Origin of the sequence: Acinetobacter sp. Marseille-Q1623, from assembly GCF_902809895.1 — a bacterium.
GTDB classification, from domain to species: domain Bacteria; phylum Pseudomonadota; class Gammaproteobacteria; order Pseudomonadales; family Moraxellaceae; genus Acinetobacter; species Acinetobacter piscicola_A.
In genome coordinates this window covers 428,177-444,803 of sequence record NZ_CADDWG010000002.1, presented here as the reverse complement: position 1 = coordinate 444,803, position 16,627 = coordinate 428,177, and the positions used below count along the sequence as shown (strand labels likewise).

Below are 16,627 nucleotides of genomic sequence, written 5' to 3'. Positions count from 1 at the left end.
TGAGCAATAGTTAAAAACGATCACTCAATGTTTGCTTAATCTTTTGAATTGGATTATTTACGATATTTTCTTCTGGCTCTGGTGATGAAATAGGTAAGGAAATAATTGCTTGTAGACCACCTTCAGAACGATTGTGAATCTGTAATTCACCTTGGTGAATGTCAACAATTCGTTTCACGATTGCTAAACCTAAGCCACTGCCTTGAACAGTTCTTGCGGCATTGCCACGTACAAAAGGTTGCATGAGATCTGCAATTTGGTCTTCAGGAATCCCTTCACCATGATCAGACACACTGATTTTAATTTTCTCATCTTCTACATATGCTGCAAGTTCAATCGGTTCAGCACCGTAGCGTTTTGAGTTATTAATCAAGTTACCAATCAGACGTTTTAAAGATAAGGATCGAGCTGAAATTTTCGGAATTTCTTGAGGGGTGAAGCGAATATCGAGAGGTTTAAACTGAATACTTAGCTCTTGCAACAGGCTATTAATATCAGTTTCTTGTAATTCTTCATCAGAACCATCTCGCATATAGGAAATAAATTGGTTCAAAATCGCATCCATATCCTCAACATCATAAATTAAGCCCTCTTTTAAAAAGTCTTCATCAGGCATCATTTCAGCACTGAGACGGATACGGGTCAGTGGAGTGCGTAAGTCATGAGAAATCCCTGCGAGCATGATTTGGCGATCACGTTCAGTTTGCTCTAAAGTGTAAATCATATGGTTAAATGCTTGATTTACCTCACGAATTTCTTGTGGTCCATGATTGGTTTCGAGATAGGGCGCTTTTCCTGTTTTACTATAATTATTTGCCGCATTTTGCAACCGGCGTAATGGGCGATTGAGCTGTCTCACCAAGGTTAAAATAATGGCTGCAGCAATCAATGGAACGCCCAATAACCAACCCAAAATCAGCTCAGGACTATAGTTGGCATACGTTTTTAGGGGTTCACGAACCCAGTTGCCATTCATTTCAGGGGTTTGCACCCAAATCCGTGGGCTAGGCTTAAATTGGAAGTAAACGGTTACATCTTTGAGGCCAAGTTCTTGAGCGAGTTGATGCTCAATGCGATTGGTAAAGAAATCTGCAATGATTTTATCTTTTACATTCGGATATTCATTTGGGTCTGTAATGTATTCGACACCTACACGTTGTTTGAGCCATTCATCAATATCAAGTTGAACCTCATCATGATAAATTTGCAAGCGTGGATTATTTACCATTTCTAATTCAACGGCTAAAAAGCGTGCATGTTGTTGAATTTCAGGTAAATATAAGGTTTTCCAAAAGAACCATAAAGACATAAATAAACTGAAAAATACCACAAATAAAACCAAAACCGTGGTACGCATGGCTGCAGAACGCGGCTTGATTTTGTCAAGAAAGCGTTCCCAAGGCGTACGTTTCTTTTCTTGATAAGCAGAAAATTCAGAAAAAGCTTGTGGATCGATTGGGTCTAATTTCACAGAGGCATTCCCATGCTGTGCAATATTTTGATTGATTTCAGTGTAATGTACGTGGCGTTTAGGTCAAGCTCAAAAATGTTCGCTTATGCGCGTTTAAGCCGTTGCTGATCGCCAATAGCAAGATTGAAATGATCTAAACCTCAACTTAAAATAATAGCAATCAGATTGGTCAAAATTAACTTATTAAATAAAATCAAAGTGCTTAAGCTAAATAAAAGTCATGGGCTAATGGGAAAAAGTTGATCAAATGCAAAACTATCATGATTGTTATAGGTGGAAATGGATCAATCTAAAAGCAAAAAATGCTGATGATATTCAAGCTAGAGAAGATGATCAGCACTTTTTTAAACAGATTCATAGCAATGAATTAGAGTGACTTATTCAGCACCATCTGGAACGAAGACATAACCCACACCCCAAACCGTCTGAATATAACGTGCACGAGCAGGATTTTCTTCAATCAAGCGGCGTAAACGTGAGACTTGCACATCAATAGAACGCTCCATTGCCCCCCATTCACGACCACGGGCAAGATTCATCAATTTATCGCGAGTCAAAGGTTCACGTGGATGTTGGACCAATGCCTTAAGCACGGCAAATTCACCCGTAGTTAATGTCACCACTTGACCTTCACGGGTTAGGGTACGTGTAGATAAATCTAATGACCATGGACCAAATGACACAACTTCTACGTTTTGACTTGGTGCACCAGGTACTTCACGCACTTGACGGCGCAGTACTGCACGGATACGTGCCAATAATTCATTTGGATTAAATGGTTTTGGTAAATAGTCATCCGCGCCCGCTTCTAAGCCAGCAATACGGTCAGAATCGCTGCCACGTGCTGTGAGCATAATGATCGGGGTGTCGATATTAGACTGACGTAAACGACGACAAATGCTTAAACCGTCTTCTACAGGCAGCATAAAATCGAGCACAATCAGTGAAAATAATTCACGTTGTAATAAACGATCCATTTGGGTGGCATCGTGGGCAGTTTTAACCACAAAGCCTTTATCTTCCAAAAAGCGCTGCAAAAGGGTACGCAAACGTACATCATCATCGACCACTAAAATGCGTTCGACTCGGTCAGTTTCGTTTTGTACGACATCAGTATTTTCAGCAGGTACAACCAAACTCATGATGCACTCCCTTAATGTTATCAATTATAAATATTGGTATATCTCAGTATAATGCCTAAGTTCTTGTTAAGACTATGTATCAATTTGCTCAAAATTACAATTTTAAGCCCGATTTGAAACCAAATAACAACATCTATCAATCATTGTGAGCTTCATTTGTTTATACGTAAAAAAGTGCTTGATATGCAAATAAAATTTTCGTGAATGTAAATGGTTTGGCTAAATTTTATAAAATGTTGGCAAGACTCAAGAAAACCTCATTTTTTACATTTGCTTGAACATTTTTGAGTATTTATCAAAAAACAACGTTTTGTAAAAAGGCGTTATGGAGATACGGCATGATTTGTCATTTTAAAAATCAAAAATCATCTAGGAATATACGTTGAGACTTGATAAACAAAGCTTTAACACAGCTTAGAACTTGGCTTCTTTTAAAGTAGATGGGGATAAAACATCATTTTTTCAAGCCTTATTTTGCTTAAATAGGGCGTGAAAACTGACTAAATCTATACTTTTATCATTTTTTTCATTGGAAAATTGCAAAACAATTGTGGATTTTATGGTCTTGGTCTTTATAATCACTAACTTTTAGTCCTTATCCTTGTGGAATTAAATACGATGACTGACGTAGTTCAGCAGTTGGCAAGTGAGCTTGCCGTACGTCCAAACCAAGTAGAAGCTGCCATTCAACTGATTGATGAAGGTGCCAGTGTTCCATTTATCGCACGTTACCGTAAAGAAGTGACGCAAGGCTTAGACGACGCGCAGTTACGCCAACTCGATACACGCTTAACATATTTACGTGATTTGTATGAGCGCCGTGAAAAAGTGATCGAATCACTGAAAGAACAAGACAAACTTTCTGATGACTTACTTGCACGTGTGAACGCTGCGGAAACAAAAAATGCATTAGAAGAAATTTATGCGCCTTATCGTCCAAAACGTACCAGTAAGTCGTTTAAAGCGAAAGAAGCAGGTTTAGGTCCGATTGCTGAGAAAATTCTCAGTGAAAATGTTGACCCTACAGAAGCATTAGCAGGCTTTAGCCATGAAGACTATGCAGATCTTGACAGCCAGCTGGATGCAATTCAACACATCATTATTGACGATTGGGCACAAAATATTGCGTTAACGACTGAGTTAAAAGCAACATTTGCCAAAACAGCAGTCCTTAAAAGTCTAGTCGCAAGTGATGAGAAAAAAGAAGTCGGTAAAAAATTCCGTGATTACTTCGATTTCTCTGAAAATTTAAATAAAGTCCCTTCACATCGTTTATTGGCAATGTTACGTGGTCGTCAAGAAAATGTCTTGGGCTTAAAAGTTGATGGGCAAGATGATGCACCATTGGCACGTATTGAAACTGAATATGATCTTGAAACGGTACAACCACAGACTCGACAGGATTTCTTAAAACAAACTGCAAAATTATTCTGGCTCGGTAAAGTACGTCCGACGATTGAACATTCATTATTGACAGAAAAACGTCTTGCTGCTGAAGCAGAAGCGATGAATGTATTTGCTGAAAACTTACGTCATTTGTTACTTTCTGCACCTGCGGGTTCGCGTTGTACTTTGGGTGTAGACCCTGGCATTCGCACAGGTGTAAAACTTGCAGTTGTGAATGAGTCTGGTGACGTCGTTGCACACAGTGTCATTTATCCATTTGCACCAAAAGAAGATAAAGAAGGTTCAATCACTGAACTTGCACGTCTATGCCGTGAATTCAATGTTGACCTGATTGCCATTGGTAATGGTACTGCAAGCCGTGAAACAGAAGCGGTGATCGCAGAGATGATGACTGCAAATTCTGACTTGAAATTGACTCGTGTAACTGTATCTGAAGCAGGTGCATCGGTGTATTCAGCTTCTGAATTGGCATCGAATGAGTTGCCTGATTTAGATGTGTCGATTCGTGGTGCAGTTTCAATTGCACGTCGTTTGCAAGACCCGTTAGCAGAGCTTGTGAAAATTGATCCAAAATCAATTGGTGTGGGTCAGTACCAACACGATGTTAACCAAACAGGTTTGGCAAAAACCCTTGAAGCGGTTGTTGAAGACTGTGTGAACTCTGTGGGTGTTGATGTCAATACGGCATCTGCTGCGATCTTGGGTTATATCGCGGGTTTAAACAAAGCGATTGCACAGCAAATTGTCGATTTCCGTAAAGAAAATGGTCGTTTTGACAACCGTCAAGCCTTGAAAAATGTACCTCGTTTGGGTGAGCGTACCTTTGAACAAGCTGCAGGTTTCTTGCGGATTCAGGACGGCTCAGAGCCGCTAGACGCTTCGGCTGTACACCCTGAATCATATGGTTTGGTGAACAGAATTGTGGAAGCGAAAGCAACCACAGTGAAAGATATTATTGGTAATACCGAAATCATTCGCCAAGTTAAAGCAGAAGATTTTGCAGATGACAAATTTGGTTTACCAACCATTCAAGACGTCTTGAGCGAACTTGAAAAACCAGGTCGTGATCCACGTCCTGAATTCCGTACAGCAAAATTCCGTGATGATATTACTGAAGTGGGTCAGCTTGCAGAAGGTATGCAACTTGAAGGTGTCATTACCAATGTCACTAACTTTGGTGCATTCGTGGATGTGGGTGTGCATCAAGATGGCTTAGTGCATATCTCTGAATTGGCAAATGAATTTGTATCTGATCCACATAAAGTGGTTCGTCCAGGTCAAATCGTACAAGTGCGTGTATTGACTGTAGATGCTGAGCGTAATCGTGTGAATTTGTCAATGCGTCCTGAGGGTTCAGAAGCACCTGCAAAAGCACCACGTCAAAAACGTGAGTTCAATAATGCCCATGGCGAACAACGTGGTGAGCGCAAACCTCAAGGCAAACGCCCACAAGGTGATCGTCCGCATCATCGTCATGACCATAAAGACAAACCACGTCAAGACAAGAAACCGCAAGCTGCGAAACCACAAGAAAATAAAATCGGTGGTTTAGGTGCGTTGTTATTACAAGCAGGGATTAAAGGTTCAAAATAAGTTTGAATCTTGTGAAATAAAAAAACCGCCAAAAGGCGGTTTTTTTATGGCTTAGTAATCAAGATTACCAATGCTCACCAGGGAATAAACGTGCATACGCTTTTTGGATGAGATTTAATTTTTCCTTCTTCCCAACAGAAGCACTTGAGCTTGGGAATAAATTAAAACCAATCGACATCAGTTTGTTATTAATCTCAGGTGCAATCGAGTAAGTAATTGATGCCAGACGTCCAAGATGAGTTGCCACTTTTTTCGGACGCTTCACGATTGCATAAGCAATCAAATCTGCGGCTTGTTCAGGCGAAAGGGTCGGCACATATTTATAAATTTTGGTCGGTGCAATCATTGGTGTACGCACAAGTGGCATGTAGACCGAGGTAATCGCAATCTTATGTGAATGCACTTCGGCAGATAGACAGCGGCTAAACGCATCCAATGCTGCTTTTGATGCAACATATGCTGAGAAGCGAGTGGCATTTGCCAATACGCCAATCGAACTGATATTGATAATCTGACCATTTTTACGATGCATCATTTGCGGTAAAATATTGAGCACTAAACGTACTGCACCAAAATAATTTAACTGCATAGTGCGTTCAAAGTCGTGAAAACGATCAATGGACTCATGTACTGCACGGCGAATCGAACGCCCTGCATTGTTGATCAAAATATCAATATGATCGACAGATGAGATAATCTGTTTGGATACGACATCAATGGCATCCATATCATTCAAATCACATGGGAAAATATCTGCTTTTCCGCCCTTGGCTTGAATGTCTGCTTGCACTTTTTTTAGTGTTTCTTCGGTGCGTGAGACCAAAAGAACATGTGCACCTGCATCTGCAAGTTTATGTGCAACGGTTAAACCAATACCACTCGATGCGCCTGTGATTAAAACGACTTTATCCTGTACTTTTTGTTGGAAAAGTTGTTCTAGTTTTTTGTTCATATTTATTTTCCCTGTAAATAAAATATGCCATGAAACAGAGGTGTGTGAATCATCATGAAAAACGAGACTCTATAAGCGGCAAGTTTAACGGAAAATAATGAAAACGCTATAAATAAATATATGAATATAAAGTAATTTTTAGAGTAAAAGCTCTATTTTTTGAATTTTCATAATAGAATGATCAACATACATGGATTGCGTCTAAAAAGCAAAAAAGACCTGAGTTCAGGTCTTTTAAGTGTTTAAAAATTATACTTTGTCGAGTGCTTGTGCTAAATCGGCAATTAAATCATCAATATGCTCAATACCCACAGATAAGCGGACCATATCAATGCTGACGCCCGCAGCTTTGAGTTCATCTTCATTGAGCTGGCGATGGGTTGTTGTTGCAGGGTGGCACGCCAAACTTTTCGCATCACCGATATTCACCAAGCGAGTGAAAAGTTGTAATGCATCAATGAAGCGAGTTCCACCTTCACGGCCATCTTGCACACCAAAAGATAAAATAGCAGAGGGTTTACCTTTGACATATTTTTGTGCCAAAGCATGTTGTGGATGGTCTTTTAAACCTGCGTAATTGACCCATTTCACTTTTGAATGTGCTTGTAAATATTCAGCCACTTTTTGTGCATTTTCAGTATGACGTTCCATACGCAAGTTTAATGTTTCTAAACCTTGAAGAATCAGGAAAACGCTTAGAGGACTGATCGCAGCACCGGTATTGCGTAATGGTACAACACGGGCACGTGCAATATACGCCGCCTCACCTAAAGCTTCTACGTAGTTCACACCGTGATAACTTGGATCAGGCGTATTGAGCACTTTAAAGCGTTCAGGATATTTACCCCACGGGAATTTACCGCTGTCCACAATCGCGCCACCGATAGAGTTACCATGACCACCAATATATTTGGTTAATGAGTGTACAACGATGTCTGCACCATGTTCAAAGGGTTTGAGTAGGGCAGGTGTCGCAACTGTGTTATCTACAATCACGGGTACGCCATATTCATGGGCAATTTTTGAAATCGCTTCAAGATCAATGATATTCCCAAGCGGGTTACCAATCGACTCTACAAAAACCAATTTAGTTTTGTCATCAATCAGATCATGCAAACTTTCAGGTTTTTGATAATCGAAGAAACGAACTTCGATGCCTTGCTTTGGAAGGGTGTGTGCAAATAGGTTATACGTTCCACCATAAAGCGTTGAAACAGAAACAATATTGTCACCCGCTTCAGCGATGGTTTGAATAGAATAAGTAATGGCGGACATACCCGAAGCCAATGCCAAAGCCCCAATTCCCCCTTCAAGTGCAGCAAGACGTTGCTCTAAAACGGCAGTGGTTGGGTTCATGATCCGTGTGTAGATATTGCCCTGAACTTTAAGGTCAAATAAATCTGCGCCATGTTGGGTGTCATCAAAAGCATAAGAAGTGGTTTGATAAATAGGTACAGCCACAGCTTTAGTGGTCGCTTCAGGTGTATAACCTGCATGAATCGCGAGCGTTTCATCCTTATACGTCATAGTTACGTCATCTTCGTGAGTTAAATATGAAATCAGTTTAGCATTTATTGATATGAAATAAAGCGCAAATATAATGAATATTTATCTAAAAATTTCATATAGATGATTGTTTTTCATTGAATACTGAAAAGCATTCATGCTGTTAGGCTTTGATTTAAAATTAAACAGAAAAATTGTTGTAACATTCTATACAAGATGGGTGACATACCTTATGTTTTAGGGACTTTCATCGTATAATGCAGCGATTATTTTTTTGCTCATTGAGCATGGAGTTAGCAATCATCCTGATTTTTTAGGAAAAATGCGAACTCCACCATTTGGTTTTCTATTGAGGAGTCCTACGTGGCCCAATACATTTACACGATGAACCGTGTGTCGAAGATGGTTCCGCCGAAACGCGAAATCTTAAAAGACATCTCTTTATCATTCTTTCCAGGCGCAAAAATTGGTGTGCTTGGTTTAAACGGTGCAGGTAAATCTACCTTGCTTCGTATTATGGCGGGCGTAGATAAAGATTTCTCAGGTGAAGCACGTGCACAGCCAGGTATTAAAATTGGTTATTTAGAGCAAGAACCACCATTAGACGAAACTAAAGACGTGCGTGGTAACGTTGAAGATGGTTTACGTGAACCATTGGATGCTTTGGCGCGTCTTGACGAAGTATTTGCTGAATATGCGGCTGAAGATGCTGACTTCGATGCGCTTGCAAAAGAGCAAGAGAAGTTGGAAGCGATTATCCATGCTTGGGATGCTCATAATATTGTCAACCAAATGGACCAAGCTGCTGCTGCGTTAAACCTTCCAGCTTGGGATGCAGACGTATCTAAGTTATCTGGTGGTGAGCGCCGTCGTGTTGCACTGTGCCGTTTGCTGTTGTCTAAACCAGACATGTTGCTTCTTGATGAACCGACGAACCATTTGGATGCATCATCTGTTGCATGGTTAGAACGTTTCTTGAAAGACTTCCCAGGTACGATCGTGGCGATTACGCATGACCGTTACTTCTTGGACAACGTGGCTGAGTGGATTCTTGAACTTGACCGTGGTATGGGTATTCCATACCAAGGGAACTATTCTTCTTGGTTAGAGCAGAAAAATGCACGTTTAGAGCAAGAGAATAAGCAAGAAGAATCTTTTGCTAAAGCATTGAAAAAAGAACTTGAATGGGTTCGTTCAAATGCCAAAGGTCAGCAAAAGAAAAACAAAGCGCGTATGGAGCGTTTTGAAGAGCTTAACTCACGTGAGTTCCAACAGCGTAATGAAACTTCTGAAATCTACATTCCACCTGGTCCACGCCTAGGTAACAAGGTTGTAGAAGTGGAAGGCATTAGCAAATCGTTTGGTGATCGTACTCTTTATAAAGATTTATCCTTTGTTGTTCCACCTGCTGCGATTGTGGGTATTGTGGGTGAAAACGGTGCGGGTAAAACTACACTATTCCGCATGATGACAGGTGAGCAACAACCTGACACAGGTACTGTAGTGCTAGGTGAGTCAGTTAAAGTGGCTTACGTGGGTCAGATTCGTGACACGCTTGATGACAACAAAACGGTTTGGGAAGAAGTTTCTGGCGGTTTAGACATCTTACGGATCGGTGAATATGAAATTGCATCACGTGCGTATATCGGTCGCTTTAACTTTAAAGGGCAAGATCAGCAAAAACGTGTAGGTCAATTGTCAGGTGGTGAGCGTAACCGTTTACAACTTGCAAAAATCCTGCAAATGGGTGCAAACGTGATTTTACTCGATGAACCGTCAAACGACTTGGACATCGAAACTTTACGTGCGCTTGAGGATGCAATTTTGGTATTCCCAGGTACAGTGATGGTGATCTCGCATGACCGTTGGTTCTTAGACCGTATTGCAACACACATCTTGTCATTCGAAGGTGAAACACCAGAATTCTTCACAGGTAACTATGCTGAATTTGAAGAATACCGTCGTAAACGTGATGGCGATGACCTTGTAACTAAGCGTCAAAAATATCGTAAAATTGGTGTATAAATCACCATGTTGAACATAAAAAACCAGCTTTAATGCTGGTTTTTTATTATGCTGTATTATTTAAAGTCCAAAGTATTGAATTGATCAATCTTAAGCATTTATTTTGATTAAGTAATAAAGCTTGCTAAGCTCATTTGATGCTTCAATATGTCCTTGATTTGCAGCTAAATTTAACCACATTTCTGCTTTTTCTAGATTGGGTTCTAACCCCAATTGACCATTGAGATACAGCATACCCAATTTGAACTGGGCGGTACTATAACCTTGTAATGCAGCATTTAAAAAATACCAAATCGCATTGCGTTGATGGCTATTCGGATTTTCCTCTGTCAGTGTATAGGGTAGCGATGAAAAGCTATTTACAGATAAATGTTCAAAATGTTGGGCACGTTGATAACTGCGCAGGGATTCAGAAAACAAATGGCGATGTAGCACAAGACTTGTTGAAAAGTAAGAGATAATAGATTTTTTTATATAACGCTGTAATTGATTAAAATCCATTTTATTGTGCTCGCAAGACAATAAGTTACTGATAAAGAAAAAGCAAAAAAACACCCTTTTGCTTTTTCTAGTAGGTTCTCACAAGTTTTCAAGAAACTTATGAGGTTACATGATTATCATTGTGTCGCTCTAAACTTAAAAAATTCTTAGTAAATGTTCAAAATAAATTGGTTTAGGTCAAGATAATTATGAAAATGCCAATTGATTATATGCTTTTTTCAGTTCTTCCTTTGCAAAAGGATGTCCTTGATGAGCAGCTTGTTCTAGCCACTTCTCTGCATGAATATAGCTACGATCTAAACCTAAATGTCCATTGAGATAGTTTAAGCCCATTTGATATTGTGCTTCTTGATCACCGCGTAAAGCAGCACGTAGATAGCCCCACATGATGTTGCGAGTGTCATGATTTTCTATTGAACAGATAGATGATGGTCGTCCATTGAGTAGAGCTTCATCGTTTATGTTGATCTCAGTCATTGAGTGCGATGAAGTGCTTCCTAAAAAGCGTTTAAAAATATGTACTAACATATAAACCTCCTTGCTAATCCATTAACAAAGTTTTGTCATTACTACCTTTGAATCTAAAGTAGATATCAATAATGTAGCGTTTTTTTTAATTTTTTCAAATAATAAATTGTAATTTGTCAATATATGAATGTATGAGTTTATATATAAAAGAACGAACGATCTGTAAATTCTTTGAAGAATCATTTATTTTTAAAATAAATTAAATTTTTATCTGTTGGTGTTGAGTGAATGTACAAAAATATGAGGGATGTTTTATTTAATTTATTTGTTTATATATTTTTAATTTATAAATACTTATGATTTATTTTGTGTGTTATTGAAATTTATTATAGAGTAAATTTTTGTAAAATTAATGATTTAGATATTTATGAGCGCGTTTTGAAAAATGTGAATAGAAACGTGAATAAGTGAATATGCTTTAAGCGTTTAAAGTACTGTTTTTTTCATATTGAGACGTTACAATCAAAAAATCGTTGCTTTTATAGGCTGAGGTAGTGGAATGAGTGATCATCATGGGCATGACCACAGTCATGCGGTTGTGACAGAGCAAAATGCAAAAAAACTCACGATTGCGCTTATTCTTACGACGCTATTTTTGGTTGTCGAAGTCATTGCAGGCTTTTTAACACAGAGTTTGGCATTGTTGTCAGATGCGGCCCATATGTTTACAGATGCTGCTGCCTTAGCGATCGCATTGGTTGCGATTCGAGTTGGAAAACTGCCTGCAGATGATAAGCGCACTTTTGGTTATCAGCGTTTTGAAATTTTAGCTGCATTGTTCAATGCTTCTATGTTGTTCATGGTAGCGATTTATATTCTCTATGAGGCATATCAACGTTTTAGTCAGCCGCCAGAAATTCAAAGTTTAGGAATGTTGATTGTTGCTGTGATTGGCTTGGTGATTAATCTCATTTCAATGAAGATTTTAATGTCGAGTGCCAAAGATAGCCTTAATGTAAAAGGGGCCTATTTGGAGGTATTGAGTGATGCGCTTGGTTCTATTGGTGTAATTATTGGGGCAGCGCTGATCTATTTTACTGGATGGGTATGGGTGGATACCTTGATCGCGGTATTGATCGGGTTTTGGGTTTTACCACGTGCTTGGACTTTACTCAAACAAAGTATCAATATTTTATTGGAAGGTGTGCCTGAAGAAATTGATATTGAGAAATTACGCCAAGACTTATTATCTCTGCAGGGGGTGGAGAGTATCCATCAATTGAAAGTATGGGCGATTAGCTCCAAAAATGTACATTTAACTGTGCATTTATTGGCTCCAACAGCGGATCGTAATGCATTATATCAACAAGCTTTAGAGCTGCTGAGTCATGAATACGGGATCACTGAAATGACGTTGCAAATTGAAGATAACGAATGTGTGGCGCTTACTCATGAGCATGCAAAACCAGATACACATCGTGATGATGAGGGATCTAAACACTCACATTCACATTAAATGAATATGAGTGTGGCTTGATCTCTTTTTAATTATTGAATATGCCATTCATGGTTGCATTCACGGCATTTCCAATGTTTATTGGCATTCATAAAAGATTGCATTGAAATTTTAAAGTCAGGTAGATCACGCCAAAAAAATACACCTGTAATGACACAGATCAGGAAAGCCACTACAGTTGCAATTTGTAAAGTTTGTCCAGCACCATCACCAAAGATCCACATTGCAATACTAATGATCACTAAAAGTAATAGCACAAATACGGCAGGAATGAGGATAACCAAGCTTTTGGGTACCACAGGGCGAACTGCTGCAGTATCACCGTTAGCAACAGGAAGAATTTTAGAACTTTGGCATTTTGGGCAACGGTATTGCATTGCGACTCCACATAATATTTTCTGATTTGATTTTAGCGGATTGTGATCAAAATAAAAAATTTTTGGCAATAAAAAAGCCACTGAATATGTCAGTGGCTTTTTCGAATTTGGCGTTCCTACGGGGATTCGAACCCCGGTTACCGCCGTGAAAGGGCGATGTCCTAGGCCTCTAGACGATAGGAACTTATGAGGTAACAGGATTAAGTTTTTCAACCATCTCGCTGTATGGGCGCTATATTAGGGGTATAACGCCCATGCGTCAACTAAAAAATTCATTAAGCTTCATCAACTGCATCATTTTTCGGCAATTTTAAGCTTTCATTGAGTTTTTCCCACGCTTTTGTTTCTTTTTTGCTCGGACCGCCGACAATTTCAAGCGCATGACGTAAACGGGCAAAGGTTAAATCTGGACCAATGGTGACCATAGACTGCATGACAGGGGTTGAAGAGGTTGAACCTGCAATGGCAATAAAGAAGGTTGGCATAAAGTCACGTAGTTTGATTTCCATCTGATTTGCCAAATCCATGAGGGTTTGGCTAACCGTGTCATTGTTCCATGTAAACATGTTCTCTAAACGCCAAATGGCAAATTGTAAGCTTTGACGAACTTGTTCTTCCGTCAATTTTTTGCTTTCAAATTGTTCTTTGGTAATGTTTGGGAATTGGTTGAAATAAAAACCTGCCCAATTAACTGCTTCAGACAATAAATTGATGCGTGGTTGAATAGCAGCAGCAATATCTTCTAAAGTTTGACGGTCAGATTTCCATGCCAATAATGTATCTAGCAGTTCAGAAGGGCTGAGACCTTTGATCCATTGACCATTTAACCAATTGAGTTTTTCCACATCAAAGATTGGTCCACCCAAAGATACACGTTGAATGTCAAAGTGTTCGATCATTTCAGCCAAAGTGAATTTTTCACGCTCATCAGGCATTGACCAACCCATACGACCTAAATAGTTCAATAGGGCTTCAGGTAGCACACCAATATTTTTATAGTAATTAATTGATGTTGGGTTTTTACGTTTAGATAATTTTGATTTATCAGGATTACGTAACAACGGCATATGGCAGAGTACAGGCATCTCCCAGCCAAAATATTGATACAATAATTGATGCTTAGGTGCAGAAGGAATCCATTCTTCACCACGAATGACATGCGTGATTTCCATCAAGTGGTCATCCACGACATTGGCTAAGTGGTAAGTTGGTAAACCATCTGTTTTTAGTAAAATTTGCATGTCGACTTGCGCCCATGGAATTTCAACTTCACCACGTAGCATATCGTTAAATTTACAAATGCCTTCGGTTGGCACTTTCATACGAATGACATGTGCTTCACCTGCTGCTAAACGGCGTTGTACTTCTTCTTCTGAAAGTAATAAACCACGTCCGTCATAACGCGGACTTTCACCACGTGCTTGCTGTTCTGCACGCATTTGATCAAGTTCTTCTGGGGTTGCAAAACAGTAGAAAGCATGACCCTTTTCAACTAAATCAAGTGCATATTGTTTATAGATGCCCATACGCTCAGATTGGCGATAGGGTGCATGTGGACCACCCACATCTGGACCTTCCGACCAATTTAAACCTAACCAACGCAATGAGTCTAAAATCATTTGTTCAGATTCAGGGGTAGAACGTAATTGGTCAGTGTCTTCGATGCGTAGAATAAATTCACCACCATGTTGTTTAGCAAAACACAGGTTAAATAACGCAATATAAGCTGTACCTACATGAGGAAAGCCTGTTGGAGACGGAGCAATACGGGTACGAACGGTCATAATCAACTATTATTCAGAATGTAAATTGGCACTATTATAACGAAAAAGCCCTATTGCTTAAGGGTTAATTCACCAATAAACGATAGGGCGTGTTCATTCTTGGGGGAATGAGGATTTAGAACAGTCTAAAGGAGTTAAAATTAAGAGTTATGCGGTTGAAAAATTGCTTGTACAAAACGAGAAAAACGTTGGTGCTGTTCTGCTAGAAAGTTTTGTGATGCAGGTGTTTTTAAAGACGTAAAAACTTTAATATCATCTTGATTTAAAAGTAGTTTACCTTCACGTTTTTGCTGACTTAAGGCTTTTTCAATCGGTGATTTTTTGTCTGTGATCACTTGAAATGCTGTTGTATTTTGGTTGTTTGCAATCGCAGCAGCTTGCGCTGCTTCTAGACCTAAACCTAAGGTTAAGCCAAGCACAAATAATTGAACAGTACGTGATTTCATTGTATTCCCCCACCAAGGATATTATTTTTGTCTAAGAAACTCATCTTATGACGGTATTTTAACCAAAAATAGTCACAATATGTACAATAGTGTCACATATTTTTACAAAATTGACTTTTTTTGACAGTGTGTGCCAAAAAATGCGTCTAATTGTAAGAGCGGCATATTATTAGCAAAGAAATGTGTAGTTATTGTGAAGAAGTATACATTTTCATTAAAATAATCAAAATACATATTTTGAGATAAGTATCTATATTTAAATGATATCTAAAATGTAGATATAAGCTTGATTAAAAATTATAAGCATTTGATTGTAAAATAAAAAAATAACAAATAATGTGTTTTTAATATAAGAAATAAGTGTGAATTGCAATGAAAAAAATGATATGGGTTAGTCTTTTGGGTTTATTAGGACTCAATAGCGCAACATATGCGGCAAGAGAGTTTTTAAATGTGTCTTATGATCCTACACGAGAGTTTTACCAAGAATACAATAAAAATTTTGGACAGTATTGGAAGTCGAAAACAGGGCAGGATATTGATTTTAAACAGTCGCATGGGGGATCCGGTAAACAAGCACGTTCTGTGATTGATGGCTTGCAAGCTGATGTAGTGACGCTGGCTTTGGCAAATGACATTGATGAAATTGTGAAAGCGGGTCTGATACAAAAAGATTGGCAAAAAGAATTTCCAAATAATTCGGCACCTTATACTTCAACAGTAGTTTTTTTGGTACGTAAAGGTAATCCTAAGAACATTAAAGATTGGAACGATTTAATCAAACCAGGTGTTGAAATCGTCACACCAAATCCGAAAACAGGGGGAGCACCACGTTGGATTTATCTCTCTGCGTGGGGGTATGCACTCAAACAACCTGGTGGGAATGATGCTAAGGCACGTGAGTTGGTTAAAAAGCTGTATAAAAACGTCAAAGTATTAGATTCAGGGGCGCGAGGTTCATTAACTACTTTTGCTGAACGTGGCATAGGGGATGTGCTGTTGTCTTGGGAAAATGAAGCAATCTTGGCAACTTCAGGTCCTGATAAAGACAAGTATCAAATTATTTATCCATCTATCTCAATTTTAGCTGAGCCTTCGGTGGCAATTGTTGATAAAAATGTGGATAAAGATGGTAATCGCAATTTAGCGAAAGGTTATTTAAATTATTTGTATTCTCCTCAAGGGCAGGAGTTGGCAGCTAAATATCATTTCCGCCCTCGTGATGCTAAAGCTGCTGCTAAATATGCTGCTAAATTTCCAAAAATTAAATTATTTACCATTAATGATGTATTTGGTGGTTGGGCAAAAGCACAGCAAACTCATTTTGTGAATGGGGCGATCTATGACCAAATTTCCGCTGAAAAATAAAACAGAATGATTTGCATCTCTGTAGCAAAAAGAGAATTTCATATTCTCTTTTTTGTATAAGCAATGCTAAA

The 16,627-nt window shown here is 38.9% G+C and carries 13 protein-coding genes and 1 tRNA gene; 4 read left to right on the top strand and 10 right to left on the bottom strand.

All coding sequences use genetic code 11. The features are described from left to right. Positions 1–10: 10 nt before the first annotated feature. The gene (locus tag HUV91_RS14760; protein ID WP_130072296.1) at positions 11–1,471 is read right to left on the bottom strand and encodes an ATP-binding protein; all 1,461 of its coding nucleotides are present in this window, start codon (positions 1,469–1,471) and stop codon (positions 11–13) included. Between the two features lie 377 nt (positions 1,472–1,848). After that, positions 1,849–2,613 (bottom strand): two-component system response regulator OmpR, encoded by a 765-nt coding sequence (gene ompR, locus HUV91_RS14755; protein WP_111858908.1) that lies wholly within the window; start codon positions 2,611–2,613, stop codon positions 1,849–1,851. A gap of 618 nt (positions 2,614–3,231) precedes the next feature. On the opposite strand from ompR, the gene HUV91_RS14750 reads away from it, so the two are divergent. Next, a complete protein-coding gene (locus tag HUV91_RS14750; RefSeq protein WP_174493892.1) occupies positions 3,232–5,613 on the top strand; it encodes a Tex family protein in 2,382 nt (793 codons plus the stop codon). Between the two features lie 64 nt (positions 5,614–5,677). Here the strand turns inward: HUV91_RS14750 and HUV91_RS14745 are convergent, their stop codons facing one another. Continuing rightward, positions 5,678–6,565 (bottom strand): SDR family NAD(P)-dependent oxidoreductase, encoded by an 888-nt coding sequence (locus HUV91_RS14745; protein WP_174493891.1) that lies wholly within the window; start codon positions 6,563–6,565, stop codon positions 5,678–5,680. A 249-nt stretch (positions 6,566–6,814) separates the two neighbouring features. Beyond that, entirely contained in the window at positions 6,815–8,092 is a 1,278-nt protein-coding gene (locus tag HUV91_RS14740) for an O-acetylhomoserine aminocarboxypropyltransferase/cysteine synthase family protein (RefSeq protein ID WP_130072293.1), read from the bottom strand. A gap of 342 nt (positions 8,093–8,434) precedes the next feature. Here HUV91_RS14740 and ettA point away from each other — a divergent pair, with 342 nt between their 5' ends. Then, the gene (ettA, locus tag HUV91_RS14735; RefSeq protein WP_130072292.1) at positions 8,435–10,096 is read left to right on the top strand and encodes an energy-dependent translational throttle protein EttA; all 1,662 of its coding nucleotides are present in this window, start codon (positions 8,435–8,437) and stop codon (positions 10,094–10,096) included. Positions 10,097–10,186: 90 nt separating this feature from the next. Here ettA and HUV91_RS14730 read toward each other — a convergent pair whose 3' ends face one another. Continuing rightward, on the bottom strand, positions 10,187–10,597 hold the full coding sequence (locus tag HUV91_RS14730; RefSeq protein WP_165353027.1) for a tetratricopeptide repeat protein: 411 nt from the start codon (positions 10,595–10,597) through the stop codon (positions 10,187–10,189). A 186-nt stretch (positions 10,598–10,783) separates the two neighbouring features. Continuing rightward, positions 10,784–11,125 (bottom strand): tetratricopeptide repeat protein, encoded by a 342-nt coding sequence (locus HUV91_RS14725; RefSeq protein ID WP_174493890.1) that lies wholly within the window; start codon positions 11,123–11,125, stop codon positions 10,784–10,786. Between the two features lie 499 nt (positions 11,126–11,624). On the opposite strand from HUV91_RS14725, the gene HUV91_RS14720 reads away from it, so the two are divergent. Then, complete coding sequence (locus HUV91_RS14720) at positions 11,625–12,581, top strand: cation diffusion facilitator family transporter (RefSeq protein WP_174493889.1); 957 nt, start codon at positions 11,625–11,627, stop codon at positions 12,579–12,581. Between the two features lie 32 nt (positions 12,582–12,613). Here the strand turns inward: HUV91_RS14720 and HUV91_RS14715 are convergent, their stop codons facing one another. The 4 genes from HUV91_RS14715 to HUV91_RS14700 all read right to left on the bottom strand — a co-directional run bounded on the left by HUV91_RS14715 (position 12,614) and on the right by HUV91_RS14700 (position 15,188). Beyond that, entirely contained in the window at positions 12,614–12,958 is a 345-nt protein-coding gene (locus HUV91_RS14715; protein ID WP_174493888.1) for a hypothetical protein, read from the bottom strand. Between the two features lie 108 nt (positions 12,959–13,066). After that, positions 13,067–13,142 (bottom strand) — tRNA-Glu (locus HUV91_RS14710). Between the two features lie 91 nt (positions 13,143–13,233). Further along, entirely contained in the window at positions 13,234–14,742 is a 1,509-nt protein-coding gene (gene gltX, locus HUV91_RS14705) for a glutamate--tRNA ligase (protein ID WP_174493887.1), read from the bottom strand. Positions 14,743–14,882: 140 nt separating this feature from the next. After that, the gene (locus tag HUV91_RS14700) at positions 14,883–15,188 is read right to left on the bottom strand and encodes a DUF4179 domain-containing protein (protein WP_130072287.1); all 306 of its coding nucleotides are present in this window, start codon (positions 15,186–15,188) and stop codon (positions 14,883–14,885) included. Between the two features lie 372 nt (positions 15,189–15,560). On the opposite strand from HUV91_RS14700, the gene HUV91_RS14695 reads away from it, so the two are divergent. After that, positions 15,561–16,556, top strand: a complete 996-nt coding sequence (locus tag HUV91_RS14695) for a sulfate ABC transporter substrate-binding protein (protein WP_174493886.1) — start codon at positions 15,561–15,563, stop codon at positions 16,554–16,556. Positions 16,557–16,627: the final 71 nt, after the last annotated feature.

Bases quoted from the DNA above. Each gene is read 5' to 3' on its own strand.
- HUV91_RS14730 (WP_165353027.1), bottom strand. From the start codon at position 10,597: ATGGATTTTAATCAATTACAGCGTTATATAAAAAAATCTATTATCTCT.
- ompR (WP_111858908.1), bottom strand. From the start codon at position 2,613: ATGAGTTTGGTTGTACCTGCTGAAAATACTGATGTCGTACAAAACGAA.
- gltX (WP_174493887.1), bottom strand. From the start codon at position 14,742: ATGACCGTTCGTACCCGTATTGCTCCGTCTCCAACAGGCTTTCCTCAT.
- HUV91_RS14740 (WP_130072293.1), bottom strand. From the start codon at position 8,092: ATGACGTATAAGGATGAAACGCTCGCGATTCATGCAGGTTATACACCT.
- HUV91_RS14695 (WP_174493886.1), top strand. From the start codon at position 15,561: ATGAAAAAAATGATATGGGTTAGTCTTTTGGGTTTATTAGGACTCAAT.
- HUV91_RS14725 (WP_174493890.1), bottom strand. From the start codon at position 11,125: ATGTTAGTACATATTTTTAAACGCTTTTTAGGAAGCACTTCATCGCAC.
- HUV91_RS14700 (WP_130072287.1), bottom strand. From the start codon at position 15,188: ATGAAATCACGTACTGTTCAATTATTTGTGCTTGGCTTAACCTTAGGT.
- HUV91_RS14745 (WP_174493891.1), bottom strand. From the start codon at position 6,565: ATGAACAAAAAACTAGAACAACTTTTCCAACAAAAAGTACAGGATAAA.
- HUV91_RS14715 (WP_174493888.1), bottom strand. From the start codon at position 12,958: ATGCAATACCGTTGCCCAAAATGCCAAAGTTCTAAAATTCTTCCTGTT.
- HUV91_RS14750 (WP_174493892.1), top strand. From the start codon at position 3,232: ATGACTGACGTAGTTCAGCAGTTGGCAAGTGAGCTTGCCGTACGTCCA.
- HUV91_RS14720 (WP_174493889.1), top strand. From the start codon at position 11,625: ATGAGTGATCATCATGGGCATGACCACAGTCATGCGGTTGTGACAGAG.